Raw genomic sequence first — 14,907 nt, forward strand, 5'->3', positions numbered from 1 at the left:
GTTCACGCGATGAGGAGGAGGTGACATTTCGCTGGCAGACGGTCTTTGCCCAAACAACGAAGCTGGACTGCCGACCCGCGAAACCTTGCACCGTCCCTACGCCAGTATGAACTGGATCAGGTTCAACGGGTCACTGCGCGCTCTAGCAGTATCTCAGCCCCTTGCCGGGACTCCCCTGGTGATACGCACAGGTTGGACGATGTGGGCTCGCTCTGTCAACCACTGTGGTAAGAAGGACCTCAAAGGTCGCATCCAATGACGATACCCTCGTACGTCTGCAGTTGAAGCGAACGTGTGTTTGTCCGCCGCGGCCTGGTTTGCTGGGTCCGGCCTTCAAACCTTCAAGTTCCAGTGATCGCGACGTCGACCTTGCCAGCGCACCCCGACGAGGGAGTCGCGGAAGCTCTTCGCCTTTTTCAAGATTTCGGTTTGGCGCGTGCCCAACGGAGGGTCCGAACATCTCGGACACAGCCTCCTTCTTGGCACTCGGCGGCGACGGATCGTTACAACGAGATCTCTACAAGAAGTTGGGCTCACGCGCCGGGCTGCCAGCTGTCGGCGCGGAGGTCGATTTTGCAAACGGCCAGCTCCAGAATGTGTGCTAGCCTTTAAGCAACTTAGATTGCCCGGAGATCGCCAGCAGACGATTTTCCCGTGCGCCGGTCCTGCTCGATCTCGTAGCTGACCTTTTGGCCATCCGCGAGGCTCCTCAACCCGGCACGTTCAACGGCAGAAATATGTACGAAAACGTCCGCACCACCGGCGTCGGGTTGGATGAACCCAAATCCCTTTGTTGCATTGAACCACTTCACAGTGCCTGTAGCCACGTCACTATTCCTTTCTTGGCAAGTCGGGCGACCTTGACCCGCGCGCAGGCAATCTAGCCATCGCCCTGAGCAGGTCAATGACGATTGTCCTTCCCGCAAGAGGTTCAGTCGCCGCGCAGTATTTTCGCCTCCAATGCGGCCGCGACGAAGGCTCGTCTTGCAACGGGCGGCCGAGCCTCGCCGCGCAGCACTTGAAGACATGCATCCATTGCCAGCTTTCGCTTCTCGGTCTGGTGAGGGAAATTGCGAAGCAGCATTGTGGCTGCGTCGTTCACGTCGAAGATGGTGTGCTCGCGCTCATGGCGAGAGAACTGGACCACGACCGGTCTTGCAAAAGAACGCAACGGCGACATCCAAAATCTTCCCGCATAAGAAATTGATACGATCGGTTGCTCGCACTCGCCGCCCGTCTAAACGGCAAATTGGCCAATCCCCAATGCAGTGCCGATTTGCAATGAGTTAAGTTCAGTGAGCGGCTCTCTGAATCAGAAGCCGACTACCAATGCCCCGCCGGTCAGGCCCGCGCCAGCTGCCGCAAGCAGCAATTTCTCGCCTGGCCGAACAGGTTTCGCGCCGTGCGCCACCGACAGCGACAGGGGAATGGTTGCCGCTGACGAGTTGCCGTATTCGGCGATGGTTTTGACGAAGCGTTCGTCCTCGATGCCGAGCGATTTGCCGACCGCGTTGAAAATGCGGGCATTCGCCTGGTGCGGCACAAAACGGGTGACATCTGAACTGGCAATGCCTGCCGCCGCCAGCGCCTCGTTTGCGCAACGGCTCATCATCTCCACAGCCTTGAGGAAAACCTCGCGCCCGTCCGCAATCGTCATGCGGGTTTCGGCAATGGCGATGTCCTCCGCGAAGGGACGGTTGCTGCCGCCCGCCGGAATATGGATAAGGCCATAAGCGGAGCCGTCCGAGGCAAGCGAGGCGCCAAGGATACCGTGGCCGGGATCGCCGGACGGGGCGAGCACGACCGCGCCGGCGGCATCGGCGAACAGCACAGCGCTCGCGCGTTCGGCCGGATTGATCCGACGGCTCAATATGTTGGCTGCAATGACCACGGCTGGCTTGTTGTGCAGGCGCACGAAGCCGTCAGCAAAGGTCACGGCATAGATGAATCCCGCGCAGGCGCCCGCCAGGTCGACCCCACCGGCCTTTTCGAGGCCAAGCATGTGCGCCACCAGCGGCGCGCTCGGCGGCAGCAGATGGTCAGGCGTCGAAGTCGCCAGAAGAAGCAGGCCGATCTCTTGGCGATCGATGCCGGCGGCCTGCAGCGCCATGTCGCCCGCTTTGGCCGCCAGCCCGGAAAGCGTCTCGCCTGGCTCTGCCCAGAAACGCGCGCGGATGCCGGTGCGCCCCTCGATCCAGCCGGCTTCCAGCCCAAGGCTCGCCTCGATCTCGGCATTGCCGACTTTGCGCGCCGGCACGTGATGGCCAAGGCCGACAATGCGCGCCGTGCGATTCACTTTTTGTCGCCCGCCAGCACGGCTGCTTCGTCGACGGCATCGTAAAGCCCGTCGAGTTCACCCGCTGTCACGCAATAGGGCGGCAGCACGTAGATGACGTTGCCGAGCGGTCGCACCAGCAATCCGCGCTCGAGAAAGAAGGCGCGCAGCGTCGGGCCGACTTCTGCGAGATAGCCGGCGTTGCCGACACGAAGGTCGAGCGCAGCGATGGTGCCGGTCGTGCGCACATTCTCGAAACGCGGATCCTCGCTGAAGCGCCGAACCTTTTCAGCCTGCATCCTTGACAGTGCAGCCACACGCTCCGCCACCGGCTCATCGTTCCAGATACCGACATTCGCCAGTGCCGCCGCGCAGGCGATCGGGTTTGCCGTATAGGAGCTTGAATGGAAGAAGGTCCTGGCCCGATCCCTGGAATAATGCGCGCGAAAAATCGCATCGGTGGCAAGCGTCGCCGCGAGCGGCAACGAGCCGCCGGTCAGCCCCTTTGAGGTGCACAAGATGTCGGGCGCGATCGCAGCCTGCTCGCAGGCGAACATGGTGCCGGTGCGGCCCCAGCCGGTCATGACCTCGTCGGCGATGAAAAGCGTTCCTGAGCGTTCGGCAATGCGCTTGAGCTCGGCGAGAACTGAAGCGGGATACATGAGCATGCCGCCGGCGCCGAGCACCAGCGGCTCCACGATCAATGCGGCAGCCTCGCGGTCGCGTGCCAGCCGTTCGAAGGCGTCGAGCGTTTCCTGCTCCTGGCCTGCGGCGGGGAAGGGGATGGTGTCGACCCGAAACAGCAGGGGCTCGTATGCGGCGTTGAAGACGCCGCGCTGGCCGACGCTCATCGTGCCGATGGTGTCGCCGTGATAGCTGTGTTCCATGACGACGATACGCGAGCGCGGCGTGCCATTGTTGCGGTGAAAGCCGAGCGCCATTTTCAGCGCCACTTCGACGCTCGTCGAGCCGCTGTCGGAGAAGAAGACCCAGTCGAGGCCCGCGGGGGTCATGTCGACCAGCGCTGAAGCCAATCGCTCGGCCGGCTCGTGGCTGAGGCCGGCAAAGATCACCTGGTCGAGGGTCTCGGTCGCGTTGCGGATCGCCTCCACAATTTTCGGATGGCGATGGCCGTGGGTGATGACCCACCACGACGAGATTGCATCGAGTATGCGCGTGCCTTCCTGCGTCTCGACATAGGCACCCTCGGTGCGCACGATCGTGTGCGGCGCCGGCTCTGTGGCATGTTGGGTGAAGGGATGCCAGACAGCGGAGCGGCTCAATGTGGGATCTCCATGAAGTCGACGGCGTTGAACGAGGCCCGCACGGCCGCGGCAAGCGTCTCCGGCGTCAGCGGGTCGAGGCGCGGCAGGCGACCGAGAATGCGTACCTTGCCCATCTCGGCAATCGTCCTTTGTGTATCGGCCATCTCGTCGCCAATGAAGGCGATGCCGAGCAAAGGTATGGAGCGGGCGCGCAGAGCCTCGAGCGAAAGCAGCGTGTGGTTGATAGTCCCGAGCGCCGTGCGCGCGCAAAGAATGACCGGCAGTTGCCAATCCCGGAAGATATCGATGAACCTTGTCTGCCGATTGAGCGGCACCATCAGCCCTCCGGCACCTTCGATGATGAGCGGGCCTGGCAGCTCTGGAAGCGAGAGCTTCGCCGCCTCGATTGCGACGCCATCAATTTCGGCCGACCGGTGCGGCGACAGAGGTGTCTTCAGACGGTAGACTTCCGGCAGAACACGCCCTGAAGGGAGGCTCGAAAGCCGGGCGACGACCTCGCTGTCGGTCTCCTCGTCGAGGCCCGATTGCACCGGCTTCCAATAGAAGCCGTCGAGCAGACCCGCGAGACCAGCCGCAAACACGGTCTTGCCGATGCCGGTGTCGGTGCCGGTCACGACGAAGCGTGTCGTCATTGCGAGCGCTCCCATTCCTCGGCAAGCGCATCGAACAGCGCCGAAACGTCGGCCTCGCCGACATTCAACGTCAGCGAAATCCGCAGCCTCGCCGTGCCCTCTGGTACCGTCGGCGGGCGAATGCCGCGCACGTCGAATCCGCGAGACTGCAAAGCTTCCGCCAGTGCCATGGCGCGGGCGTTGTCGCCGACGACGACCGGCAGGATCTGCGAACCACTGGTGGGCAGGCCCAGATCGTCGACCCGCTTGCCTGCAAGCGCGACCAGTCTCGCCAGCCGGTCGCGGCGCTCGGGTTCGTCGGCGACGATGTCGAGGGCCGTTGCCGCCGCCACCGCCATCAGCGGCGAGGGCGCGGTGGCGTAGATGAAGGGACGGCAGCGGTTGACCAGATAGTCGCACAGCACGTGTGGCGCGGTGACCAGGGCGCCGGACGCACCCAGCGCCTTGCCGCAGGTATGCAGCGCCACGACATTGTCGCGGCCTTCGAGGTCGTGCGCGAGACCGCGCCCATCCGGGCCATAGACGCCGGTGGCATGCGCCTCGTCGATGAAAAGGAACGCATCGTGCCGATCCGCGATCGCGATCAAATCGCGGAGCGGAGCCCGGTCGCCATCCATGCTGTAGAGGCTCTCGACCACGATCCAGGCGTTGCCCACGCCGCCTCGAGCGCGCCAGGTCCGGATTGCATCGTCCATTGCCGTCGCATCGTTGTGCGCGGCTGCCGTCACCTCGGCGCGGCCGGCGCGCGCCCCCTCATGCGCGCTGGCATGGATGAGTTCGTCCAGAACGACCAGATCGCCCTTCTGGGGCAAGGTGGTGAGCACCGCGAAATTGGCGACATAGCCGCCGCCGAAGAACAGCGCGCGCTCGGTGCCGAAGAATTTTGCTGCCTTGGCTTCCAGCGCCTCGTGTTCGGGATCATTGCCGCGCAACAGCCGCGAGCCTGACGCCCCGACGGGAGTACCGGCGGCGAGTGCTGCCGTGACCGCGTCGGCCATGCGCTTCGAGCGCGCGAGGCCGAGGTAGTCGTTGGAGGCGAAGTCGGCGCCAGAACGGGCGCTCAGGCTCCGCAACCGGTCCTTTCGGGCCAGCCCGCGCAGGCTGGTCTCGTAGCGGTCGAGCATGGCTCGCCCGTTCACAGGGCTTCGCGCGCAAAAGGCTTGATGCCCAGGCGGCGGAACAGGGCGCTGTCCTTGTCCTCTCCAGGGTTTTCGGCGGTCAGCAACGTGTCGCCGACGAAGATCGAGTTGGCACCGGCGAAGAAGCACAGCGCCTGCATCTCGTCGCTCATCGCCGTACGCCCGGCCGAGAGCCGCACATGCGACTTCGGCATCATGATCCGGGCAAGGGCGATGGTGCGCACGAATTCGATCGGTTCAATGGCGTCAGCCTCGCCAAGTGGCGTGCCTTCGATGGGGATCAGCATGTTGATCGGCACGCTATCGGGTGGCTCCGGCAGGTTGGCTAAAGTCACCAGCATGTCGATGCGGTCGGCCTTCTCCTCGCCCATCCCGACGATGCCGCCGCAGCAGACCTTCATGCCGCTGTCGCGGACATTGGCCAGCGTTTCCAGGCGATCCGCGAAGGTCCGGGTCGAGATGATCTCGCTGTAGTAACGCTCAGAGGTGTCGATGTTGTGATTGTAGTAGTCGAGGCCGGCCTGTTTGAGCCGTTGCGCCTGATCGAGATCGAGCATGCCAAGTGTCATGCAGGTTTCCATGCCGAGCGCCTTGACGCCCTCGACCATGGCGACCACCGCGTCCATGTCCCGCTCCTTGGGGCTGCGCCAGGCGGCCCCCATGCAGTAGCGCGTGGCGCCAGCGTCGCGCGCCTTCGTAGCCTCAGCGATGACGCGCTGGACCTCCATCAGCTTCGAGGCCTTGAGGCCCGACTGGTGATGCGACGACTGGCTGCAATAGCCGCAATCCTCCGGGCAGCCGCCGGTCTTGATCGAGAGCAGGCGCGAAAGCTGCACCCGGTTGGGATCGAAATTCCCGCGGTGGATGGTCTGGGCCTGGAACAGCAGGTCGTTGAACGGCAGATCGTGGACTGCCTGGGCGGCTTCCCGGGTCCAATCGTGGGAAGCCCCGTGGATCGACCCAACTGCTACGCTCAGCTGCAATTCCGCGTTCATGCCAGCTCCCTTCTGGTGTCTTATTTACAATCTTCGCTAGAGACCGCCGAAACCAACCTCTATTTGGCAACAAGCGCGGGTATGGGCAGTGGCTCGTCAGCGACGTTGAATATCGAAAAACTGTAACCTCCGCTTTCGGCGCTTTTGACCGAATAAGTCAATCGGTCAACGATGCAATTGTCCTTGTCGAAGGTCAGCACGCGCGGCTTGATCGCGGTCAGTTTTGTCTCGTCGACATAGACCGAATTGCAGATGATGACCTGATCGCCCGGCTGGCAGGTGCGAGCAGCGGCACCGTTAAGGATGCAACAGCGCGATCCGCGCTCGCCGAGGATAACGTAGGTCGAGATCCGTGCGCCCGAACTCTTGTTCCAGATCTCGACAAACTCCATCGGCAGGATGCCTGCCTCCTCGCAATGGTCGGGGTCGAGTGTGATCGAGCCATGGTAGTCGAGGTTGGCCTCGGTGACGTGAATGCCGTGCAGCTTGCCAGCAACGATTTTGCGCATTTCTTCCTCCTGAACGACTTGCAATCCTATGCCACCCGAGTCTTGCGCCCTCTGTCGCTCTCGGCGCCTATCGCGTGGTTTCTTCGGCTTGAGTGGATGCACGCTCCCGTCTGATCGCGTCACAGGATTCGGTGAAGGCGACGTCCAACAGGCAACCGACTGTTTCCAGTCCGTGAAAGCTAGCCATCTGGCGCAGTTCGTCGAGCCGGCAGATGATGAAGCCAAGTGCTTCCAGGCGGTCCTTTGTTTGTTCCTTACCCGTCACTCCCTCCTCGCAGGTTGAGCTGTGTGGTCTGCCAGCGAACAGGCTTGCGTCGGCGGTCGGTGGAACTAAGGACGTGCTGGCGCAAGTTAGTCTGCGGCCAAAGGAGTTCCTGCGATCCCGGTTCATGTCCTCTCCATCAGTTCAGATGCCTGCTGCAATTCCGGTCGGCTGGCATGTCGAGCCCGATGTCGAGGATGGGAGCGCTGTGGGTAAGCCAGCCGACCGAGATAAGGTCGACGCCGGTCGCCGCAATTGCCGGAGCCGTTTTCGGTGTCACCCGACCCGACGCCTCGGTGATAGCCCGGCCGCCGACCATCGCCACGGCCTGGGCAAGGTCCTCCAGGGACATGTTGTCGAGGAGCACGGCGTCGACGCTCGCCTGGAGCGCCATCTCGAGTTGATCCAGAGTGTCGACCTCGATCTCGATCTTCACCATGTGGCCAACCGCGCCGCGCGCGCGCTCGATTGCGGTGCGGATGTCGCCGGCAACGGCGATATGGTTGTCCTTGATGAGCACGGCGTCGTCGAGCGCGAAGCGGTGATTGGCGCCGCCGCCCGCGCGCACCGCATATTTTTCCAGAGCACGCAGGCCCGGTGTCGTCTTTCGTGTGCACACGATCTTTGCGTTATGGCCGCGCACCGCGTTTACGAGCGCTGCTGTAGCCGTTGCGATGCCGCTCAGCTTGCACAGGAAATTGAGCGCCGTCCGCTCGGCCGTTAGCAGGCTGCGCGCCGGTCCGTTGACGATCGCGATGGTTTCTCCGGCCGACACCTTGCCGCCGTCCCGACAGCGCAACTGCATGTCGGTGGCAGGATCGACGAGCAGGAAGGCAAACATGGCCAGATCAAGCCCGGCAACAACGCCAGCCTGCCGCGCGTTCAACGCAAACGTCGCCTTGCAGTCGGCGGGGATGATCGCATCGCTCGTGATGTCGCCGGCTCGACCGAAATCTTCCAGAAGGGCATTGCGCACGATCGGCTCGAGAACGACCTGGGGAAGCGGTGCAAGTGAATTCATTACCAAGAACTCCGTTCGGATGCTTGCCAGCTAAGCGCGACGGCACTCTCGAATGCCGAACATAACGTCAGTCGCGAGGGGAGGGCGGCAGCATCGCGCCTGGGGAAATCGGACCGGTGGTGCGAGCCGCGGCTCTCCTCGCGCCGAAGCGCCGCAATCGCGATCAACAGCGCCACCAGTGCCGGGTCTGCCGCCGTCGTCTCGCCAATGGCAATCGGCAGCAGAGTCGCCACGGCTTGGCGCAGGCCCTTGCCGTTGCGGACAATACCAAGCGTATTGGAGACTACATTGCGAATAGATGAAGGGTCCAGTTGCAGTGGAACGATTGCGGGAAGACGGGGCCACTGCCAGCCGGCGCAAGTGCCAACGATGCTTGCGGCTACCCAGGCCGCTGTTGTAACCGCCTCTGCGAGTGAGTTGCTGGCTAGCCGGTTGGCGCCGTGCAGGCCGGTGCATGCAACCTCGCCGCATGCCCACAGGCCACCAACCGAACTGCGGCCCTCGGCATCCACGGCCACGCCACCCATGTGATAGTGCGCGGCCGGGCGTACCGGTATGGGTTCGACTGCCGGGTCGATTCCGGATTGCCGGCAAGCCGCCTCGATCGCCGGAAAGCGTTTTGCGAATTTCGGGCCGAGGCATTGCCGGGCGTCGAGATATACACGATGACCGGCGGTGAGCTGATAGGAGATCGCCCGTGCCACCACATCACGCGATGCGAGCTCGGCACCGGGCGTATCGGCAAGGAAGCGCTGACAGTGTTCGTCGATGAGCACTGCACCTTCGCCGCGCACCGCTTCGCTCACAAGCGGCATTGGGCGACGAGAAGTGTCGAGAGCGGTTGGATGGAACTGCACGAATTCGAGATCGGCAAGCTCCGCGCCGGCGCAGGCTGCCAGCGCCAGACCGTGCCCGAAGGAGCCAAGTGGATTTGTCGTGTCGCTAAAAAGGCCACCGATGCCGCCGCTTGCAAGCACCACGCGGCGTGTCGGCAATGCGAAGGCGCCTGTATGTCGGACCGCCAACACGCCCACAATGCCGCCCTCCGCTACCACGAGGCGAAGGGCTGTGACGCCTTCCATGATCGTGATCGAACGTGTCCGCCGCACCGCGGCGAGGAGCGTGCGGAACAACTCGCGGCCGGTGGCGTCGCCGGCGGCGTGCACGATCCGGCGGCGCGAATGCGCCGCCTCCAGGCCGAGCCGCAATTTCCCATCCAACGCGCGGTCGAAAGCAGCCCCCAGACGAATGAGGTGGTCGATCGCATAGGGCACGGCTTCGACCACCCGCTTGGCCATCGCTTCGTCGCAAAGCCCATCGCCGGCGGCAAGCGTGTCGGTGAGGTGCAGTTCGGGGCTATCGTCTTCGCCGAGGCTCGCTGCGAGCCCGCCCTGAGCCAGCGTGCTTGAAGCATCCGTTCCAAGCGAAGTCCTGGAGAGAACGACGACTGGTTGCGGCGCCAGATGAAGCGCCGTCATCAAGCCGGCAATGCCCGCGCCGATGATGACCGGAGCCCCATCAATGTTCTGGATGTCTGGCGTCATACAAAGAGCATGCGCTCGACTGCCCAGCGAGCCCGCTCGGCAACACGCGGATCGATCGTAACGACGTGACGGTTATACTCGAGCGCGCTACGGATGTTGGCGAGCGTAATGCGCTTCATGTGCGGGCATAAATTGCAGGGACGCACGAACTCGATTTTCGGATGTTCGACCGCGACGTTGTCGCTCATCGAGCACTCCGTCATCAGCACCACACGCGCCGGCTTGTGCTGCCGGACATAGTCCGACATCGCGGCGGTCGAGCCCGCGAAATCGGCCTCGGCGACCACCTCTGGCGGGCATTCGGGATGGGCAAGCACGGTGATCCCGGGATGCGCCTCGCGCAACTCGTGTATGTCGGCGGGGCTGAAGCGCTCATGCACTTCGCAGTGCCCCTTCCAGGCGATGATCTCGACCTTGGTCTGCGCCGCGATGTTTCTCGCCAGATATTCGTCGGGCAGCATGATCACGCGCGGCGCCCCGAGTGAACTCACTACTGCGAGCGCGTTACCCGAGGTGCAGCAGATATCGGACTCTGCCTTCACGGCGGCGGAGGTGTTGACATAGGTGACGACTGGAACGGAAGGGTAGCGCTGGCGCATCAAACGCACGTCTTCGGCCGTGATCGAGTCGGCAAGCGAGCAACCGGCTTCGAGATCCGGGATGAGCACGGTTCTGCCGGGATTGAGAAGCTTGGCGGTCTCCGCCATGAAATGCACACCGGCGAGCACGATCACGTCGGCATCGACAGTCATTGCCTTGCGGGCGAGCGCGAGACTGTCGCCGACGATGTCGGCCACGCAATGAAAGATTTCGGGGGTTTGATAGTTGTGCGCCAGGATTACGGCGTTGCGCTCACGTTTTAGCGCGAGGATGGCGTCGATGTCGTCGGCAAATGCCGGCCATTCGATCGGCGGAATGACCCCTCGGACACGCTCATACAGGGCCGCAGCCGTAGGTAATGCCGCGGTCATCGGGCGTCTCCACTTATAGTCCATATGGCTATAAGTGGTATATTTCTACGTTGACTATAAGGATGTCAAGATCGCGTTAGCGGCAATTTTGTCCCAGCCATGACCGTTTCGTCGAGCACCGCATGGCGGAAGCGATAAAGCTTCGCCGGCCGCCCGCCGGTTTCAGCAGTAGTTTCGCCAGTCTCTTCGACCAGCTCTTGCTGCTCGATCAGTCGACGGAAGTTCGGCTTGTTAACGAGCCTGCCGGCGAGCGCCTCCACAGTTCGCTGCAGCTGTAGAAGCGTGAAGACCGGCGGCATCAGCTCGAAGACAACGGGCCTGTATTTGATCTTTGAGCGCAGCCTCGCAATGCCGGTAGCCATTATGCGGCGATGATCAGCAATCATCGATCTGCCCTGCACTGGGACGAGGTCGCCCGAACGCCTGCCGCCAACCGCCTCTTCAACCAGCCCTGCCTCATAGAGCAGCTCATAGCGGTGGAGCACGAGCTCCTCGTTCCAAGCTCGATCATCGAAGCCGAAAGCGACTTCTGCCCGCCGCCGCCGCTCTCGACGGGTCTCGACCTCTGGCGCGCCTTCCGCCCATTCCATCAGGCGCGGGCGCAGAACTTCCAGCAACATCGGCGGTGTGCCGGAGCGATGGTCTTCAAACGGGAAGTAGTCGTACCAGCTCTCCCAACACCGCTTGGCCGAAACGCCGGCATATTCTTCCCGCGTAAGCGCGAGATAGCTGATTGAAATCACACGTTGCTGGTACTCGGCGCCGATCCTGTCGCGGTCGGCGAAGGTGTAGAGCTGCTCGATATAGCCCAGCGGCTGACCAGTCTGCTGTTCGACCCATTCCCGAAGGCCGGACTGGAGCGAGCGGTGGTCGAACTCGAACGGGCCTGACGGCAGCGCGTTCGCCTGCCCGATCGTGAGAACGCAAGGCTCACCTTCATTGACGGCGACGACGACCGCGATCAGGTCCGCTTTGAGGTCGTGGGCCTTGCGTTTGGCTCGGCCTGCCCTGGTTTTTTTTGTCTGATCGTCCATTGTTCCCTGAAAGTGGTCGGCACCCAACTCCGGCGCGATGGGACTCAATCGATTAAATGACCTTTTATCATGCCTACCGAGAGGCCGACACCGCGCAATGCGGTGATTTTAGCTCTGAGCAGCTGAACAGCCTTGTGCCAAACGCGACACTCTCCGGTGGTGACGCAACGTCACCGGCCTTGCGGCTGCAGCACGATTGCGAAGCTGTTTAATAGAACTGCGACCGCCCGCAAAAAGCCGCGGCGTGCTCGAACTCTCGCACCCTCCTCCCTTAGTGGCGGTGTAGGTCAAACAGCGGTCAATGCCGAGCTCGCGCTCTAATAGGCCATTGACCAACTTTCGATATGCATCGATAGCCCGAATGACGACGTCGGCCGCGGCACCACGAAGGGCTCACATGAACTTGCCGCTCTAGGTGGTAAGGTCCAGACTTGCATGTATCGTTGTGCTTCAACGCGTTTCATGTTTGCTGCGTCTATGTCACGTCCTCGCTTGCTGCCCGAAAAGAATTTCCCGACCTATGCGTACCTGCCTGGCAAAAATCCGCATCCGGTGCGGAATCCCTTGGGCCATAGTTACCAGAGCGAACCGGCAATCGTTGCCGTTGGGGACGCGCTCAACTCAAATGTGTTTCGATGGGGTGTCGACCTTTTCAACCACGGCTATTACTGGGAAGCTCACGAGGCCTGGGAGCCTCTTTGGCACGCTGCGAAACAAAACACTGAGCGTCGCCAGTTGTTTAAAGGATTAATCCTGTTGGCAGCCTCCGGGGTGAAGATCCGCGAGGGAAAGCGGATCGCTGCCGCTCGCCATGCGTCAAGAGCAGCAGCGCTTTTTCGCCATCTGGTTGGGCTGCCGAGCCGGTTCTTTGAAGACGCACTCGGAATGACACCTGCCGCGCTGGCAGTATATGCCGAAACGGCCACAACTTCCCCGGCTGTCTTGCGAGAGCCAATGCTTAACAAGCCTGAGCCCGTTTTCGACTTCATTCTCGCACCCAAATCCGAGAGCGTCGAATAGACTACCCATGCAGTGCCGTTCAAGCCTCTTCGCAATCCATTGTATGCACGCACTCCCGACCTGTCATGGCCAGCTAGAGAAGGGAGCTTCAATCCTGGCGCAGTCGGCCTACCGCTCAGCCCGGCTCTGGCGGAGCACCCATGGCAAGCGTCGCTTCCATCGTTCACCTCGCGGCAAAGGAACATCTTTCTGCCGCCGCTTCTTCCTGCGGCTTCGGTTGTCTCCAGTCGGTGCCTTCGACGCCTCCGGAACTATCGCTTCCTCAACAGTTGGCGGCTCAGCATGCGATACGTTGGGCATGATCACATGCTTGGAGTTGAGTCCTGCTTCGCCAACAGCGACCATGGGTCGAGAAGGGACATCCTCAGTGGGAAAAATCGTCCGCGCCGCTGCTTCAGCGATCGGAACCTGAGCTTTCGCTTCCGCTATGTCGTTCGCGATGGCGGCGAGGTCGATGCCGGCCCAGATTGACTCTGGCCGCTTCACAAGCCCACGCTTCTGTTTGATCTCGACGACAAACGGTCGCTGCTGCTGCTTCATAATGCTCTCGGTGGCTTTCGGGGAACTGCGAACGCCGTCTAGCAGGCTGTTGAAGAAGTATCTCGTTTGGCTTTGAGGATCGCCTCGTCGCCATTGTGGTAGGCGAATGTGATCTCGATCGAGCCGTCGTCAAGCAATTCAGCAGAGCCATCGCCAGTGATCTCGTCCATCTCGTCGAAGCCGGCCCATGTGAAGAATACCATATTGGGGCCATAGCTGAGATCGAGGCCAGCTTGCAGGGCGCCAAAGGCGATCTCACCGTGGTTGTCCGCTTCGATGGTGATAGTGGCGGAATCGACAAGGTCGAGATGATCGCGATCCCAAAGATCGGCCTCGACGATCCGCCAGCGGCCGATCAATTTACAACCCGCCGGGGCGGTCATGTCGACACCGCCAACAGCTTGGGCAGCCGCACCAGATTGTAGGCGGCGGCGCTGAAGGTGAAGGCCCATCCGACGCGGTCGCGGCCACGCAACTTTGTCTTTGCCTGCCCGCCGACCATCTTGATCCATCCGAACGCCTCCTCAATGCGTTTGCGGATGCGCTGGCTGACGGCATAGCCGCCGTACCGCGTCGTGCGCCCGTCGATCGCCGAACGACGGCCGTTGGTGTTCTGCGCCACGTGTGGCGTCACCCTCATCGCGCGCAACTCGTTTATGAAGTCCTCAGTGTCATAGGCCTTGTCGGCGCCGAGCGTGATTGCCTGCGGCCTGTCGGCATAGGGTTCGATGATATGCAGCGCCGCCACCCGTTCGGCATGCCCGTCGGCTTGCGTCAGGCAAGCATCGACCAGCAGGCCGTCGCGGTTCTCCATCAGCCCATGCCCCATGAAGCAGAGCTTCGCCTCCTTGCCCCGCCCTTTGCGACAGAGCCTTGCATCCGGATCGGTGGTAGATGCATGCGTCTGGTTAGATCGCTTCTGGCCGTGGAAGTCTGCCTCGGCATTGCGCCCGCCGCCCTCTGACGGCGGCTCGCCAGAACCATCCTTCGGGTCTTCGCCCGACCCGTCCTTCGGCTTCATGCTCTTCATCGATGCCCACGCCTCGATCAGCGTGCCGTCGACCGAGAAGTGATCCGTGGACAGAAGCTTCTTCACCTTGGGTTGGGCCAGCACGGCGCTCAGGAACTTCGCCGCGATGTCGCCCTCAAGCAGCCGGTCGCGGTTCTTCGAGAACACCGAATGGTTCCAGGCTGCATCATCGACGCCGATGCCCACGAACCAGCGGAACAGGAGGTCGTATTCCAGCCGTTCCATGAGCAGTCGCTCAGAACGGATTGAATAGAACGCCTGCAACAGCATCGCTCTGAGTAGCTTCTCCGGCGGGATCGATGGTCGCCCGATCAGCGAATACAGCGCGGCAAAATCCCGCTGCAGCGCCGCCAACGCCTCGTTCACGATCCCCCGAACATGGCGTAATGGGTGATCCCGCCGCACCCGCGCCTCCAGGTCCACATAGCTGAACAGTTCGCCCGTCTGTCCGTTCCCCGCCCCGCACGATTCACCCCCACTCCTCGTGGTCAGAGTGAATCACGAACCTGGGGCCGTCGCGAGCCCTTTTTCAACAACCTGCTAGCGGCCTATCCAATGATTGAGGCGTATCAAGCGGGATGTCTTCAATCAGAGTTCTCTCCGCCCGTCGGCGGGCTATCGCACGGCCGCCAAGGCCGATCCGTTCGAT

Annotated in this window: 17 protein-coding genes, 1 pseudogene and 1 riboswitch; of the genes and pseudogenes, 1 reads left to right on the top strand and 17 read right to left on the bottom strand. The window is 62.2% G+C overall.

Going from position 1 to position 14,907, the window contains the following annotated elements:
* Positions 1-75 precede the first annotated feature (75 nt).
* Positions 76-187: riboswitch (TPP riboswitch) on the bottom strand.
* A 430-nt stretch (positions 188-617) separates the two neighbouring features.
* From LB556_RS24420 to LB556_RS24485, 14 genes and pseudogenes are all read right to left on the bottom strand, one after another.
* Positions 618-827: a cold-shock protein gene (locus LB556_RS24420; protein ID WP_140766197.1), complete on the bottom strand. Its 210-nt coding sequence runs from the start codon at positions 825-827 to the stop codon at positions 618-620.
* Between the two features lie 104 nt (positions 828-931).
* Entirely contained in the window at positions 932-1,180 is a 249-nt protein-coding gene (locus LB556_RS24425; RefSeq protein ID WP_224570148.1) for a DUF982 domain-containing protein, read from the bottom strand.
* Between the two features lie 132 nt (positions 1,181-1,312).
* On the bottom strand, positions 1,313-2,296 hold the full coding sequence (locus LB556_RS24430) for a beta-ketoacyl-ACP synthase III (protein WP_224570149.1): 984 nt from the start codon (positions 2,294-2,296) through the stop codon (positions 1,313-1,315).
* Positions 2,293-3,558: an adenosylmethionine--8-amino-7-oxononanoate transaminase gene (locus LB556_RS24435; RefSeq protein WP_224570150.1), complete on the bottom strand. Its 1,266-nt coding sequence runs from the start codon at positions 3,556-3,558 to the stop codon at positions 2,293-2,295. Before LB556_RS24435 ends, LB556_RS24430 begins: the two co-directional genes overlap by 4 nt.
* Positions 3,555-4,193: a dethiobiotin synthase gene (gene bioD / locus LB556_RS24440; protein ID WP_224570151.1), complete on the bottom strand. Its 639-nt coding sequence runs from the start codon at positions 4,191-4,193 to the stop codon at positions 3,555-3,557. Before bioD ends, LB556_RS24435 begins: the two co-directional genes overlap by 4 nt.
* The gene (locus LB556_RS24445) at positions 4,190-5,317 is read right to left on the bottom strand and encodes an 8-amino-7-oxononanoate synthase (protein WP_263485468.1); all 1,128 of its coding nucleotides are present in this window, start codon (positions 5,315-5,317) and stop codon (positions 4,190-4,192) included. Before LB556_RS24445 ends, bioD begins: the two co-directional genes overlap by 4 nt.
* Before the next feature lie 11 nt (positions 5,318-5,328).
* Positions 5,329-6,327 (bottom strand): biotin synthase BioB, encoded by a 999-nt coding sequence (gene bioB, locus LB556_RS24450; protein WP_224570153.1) that lies wholly within the window; start codon positions 6,325-6,327, stop codon positions 5,329-5,331.
* A gap of 59 nt (positions 6,328-6,386) precedes the next feature.
* A complete protein-coding gene (gene panD / locus LB556_RS24455; RefSeq protein WP_224570154.1) occupies positions 6,387-6,836 on the bottom strand; it encodes an aspartate 1-decarboxylase in 450 nt (149 codons plus the stop codon).
* A gap of 67 nt (positions 6,837-6,903) precedes the next feature.
* On the bottom strand, positions 6,904-7,101 hold the full coding sequence (locus LB556_RS24460) for a hypothetical protein (RefSeq protein ID WP_224570155.1): 198 nt from the start codon (positions 7,099-7,101) through the stop codon (positions 6,904-6,906).
* A 136-nt stretch (positions 7,102-7,237) separates the two neighbouring features.
* Positions 7,238-8,119, bottom strand: coding sequence for a carboxylating nicotinate-nucleotide diphosphorylase (nadC, locus tag LB556_RS24465; protein WP_224570156.1), 882 nt, complete (start codon positions 8,117-8,119; stop codon positions 7,238-7,240).
* A complete protein-coding gene (locus tag LB556_RS24470; protein ID WP_224570157.1) occupies positions 8,119-9,663 on the bottom strand; it encodes an L-aspartate oxidase in 1,545 nt (514 codons plus the stop codon). Before LB556_RS24470 ends, nadC begins: the two co-directional genes overlap by 1 nt.
* Positions 9,660-10,634, bottom strand: coding sequence for a quinolinate synthase NadA (gene nadA, locus LB556_RS24475; RefSeq protein ID WP_224570158.1), 975 nt, complete (start codon positions 10,632-10,634; stop codon positions 9,660-9,662). The genes LB556_RS24470 and nadA overlap by 4 nt, the downstream gene beginning before the upstream one ends.
* A gap of 65 nt (positions 10,635-10,699) precedes the next feature.
* Positions 10,700-11,668, bottom strand: coding sequence for an NUDIX hydrolase (locus tag LB556_RS24480; protein WP_140883694.1), 969 nt, complete (start codon positions 11,666-11,668; stop codon positions 10,700-10,702).
* 270 nt (positions 11,669-11,938) lie between these two features.
* Positions 11,939-12,025: pseudogene (locus LB556_RS24485) on the bottom strand (Lrp/AsnC family transcriptional regulator); the annotation flags it as partial.
* 135 nt (positions 12,026-12,160) lie between these two features.
* Between LB556_RS24485 and LB556_RS24490 the strand changes: the two are divergent.
* A complete protein-coding gene (locus LB556_RS24490; protein ID WP_224570159.1) occupies positions 12,161-12,688 on the top strand; it encodes a DUF309 domain-containing protein in 528 nt (175 codons plus the stop codon).
* Positions 12,689-12,796: 108 nt separating this feature from the next.
* Here LB556_RS24490 and LB556_RS24495 read toward each other — a convergent pair whose 3' ends face one another.
* From LB556_RS24495 to LB556_RS24505, 3 genes are read right to left on the bottom strand one after another with little or no spacing between them, the layout of a single operon-like run.
* The gene (locus LB556_RS24495) at positions 12,797-13,228 is read right to left on the bottom strand and encodes a hypothetical protein (protein ID WP_224570160.1); all 432 of its coding nucleotides are present in this window, start codon (positions 13,226-13,228) and stop codon (positions 12,797-12,799) included.
* 38 nt (positions 13,229-13,266) lie between these two features.
* A complete protein-coding gene (locus LB556_RS24500) occupies positions 13,267-13,611 on the bottom strand; it encodes a hypothetical protein (protein WP_140883690.1) in 345 nt (114 codons plus the stop codon).
* Positions 13,608-14,750 (bottom strand): IS5 family transposase, encoded by a 1,143-nt coding sequence (locus LB556_RS24505; protein ID WP_224570174.1) that lies wholly within the window; start codon positions 14,748-14,750, stop codon positions 13,608-13,610. Before LB556_RS24505 ends, LB556_RS24500 begins: the two co-directional genes overlap by 4 nt.
* Between the last annotated feature and the right edge of the window lie 157 nt (positions 14,751-14,907).

The sequence above is a fragment of the Mesorhizobium sp. ES1-4 genome (assembly GCF_020164745.1).
Lineage (GTDB): Bacteria > Pseudomonadota > Alphaproteobacteria > Rhizobiales > Rhizobiaceae > Mesorhizobium.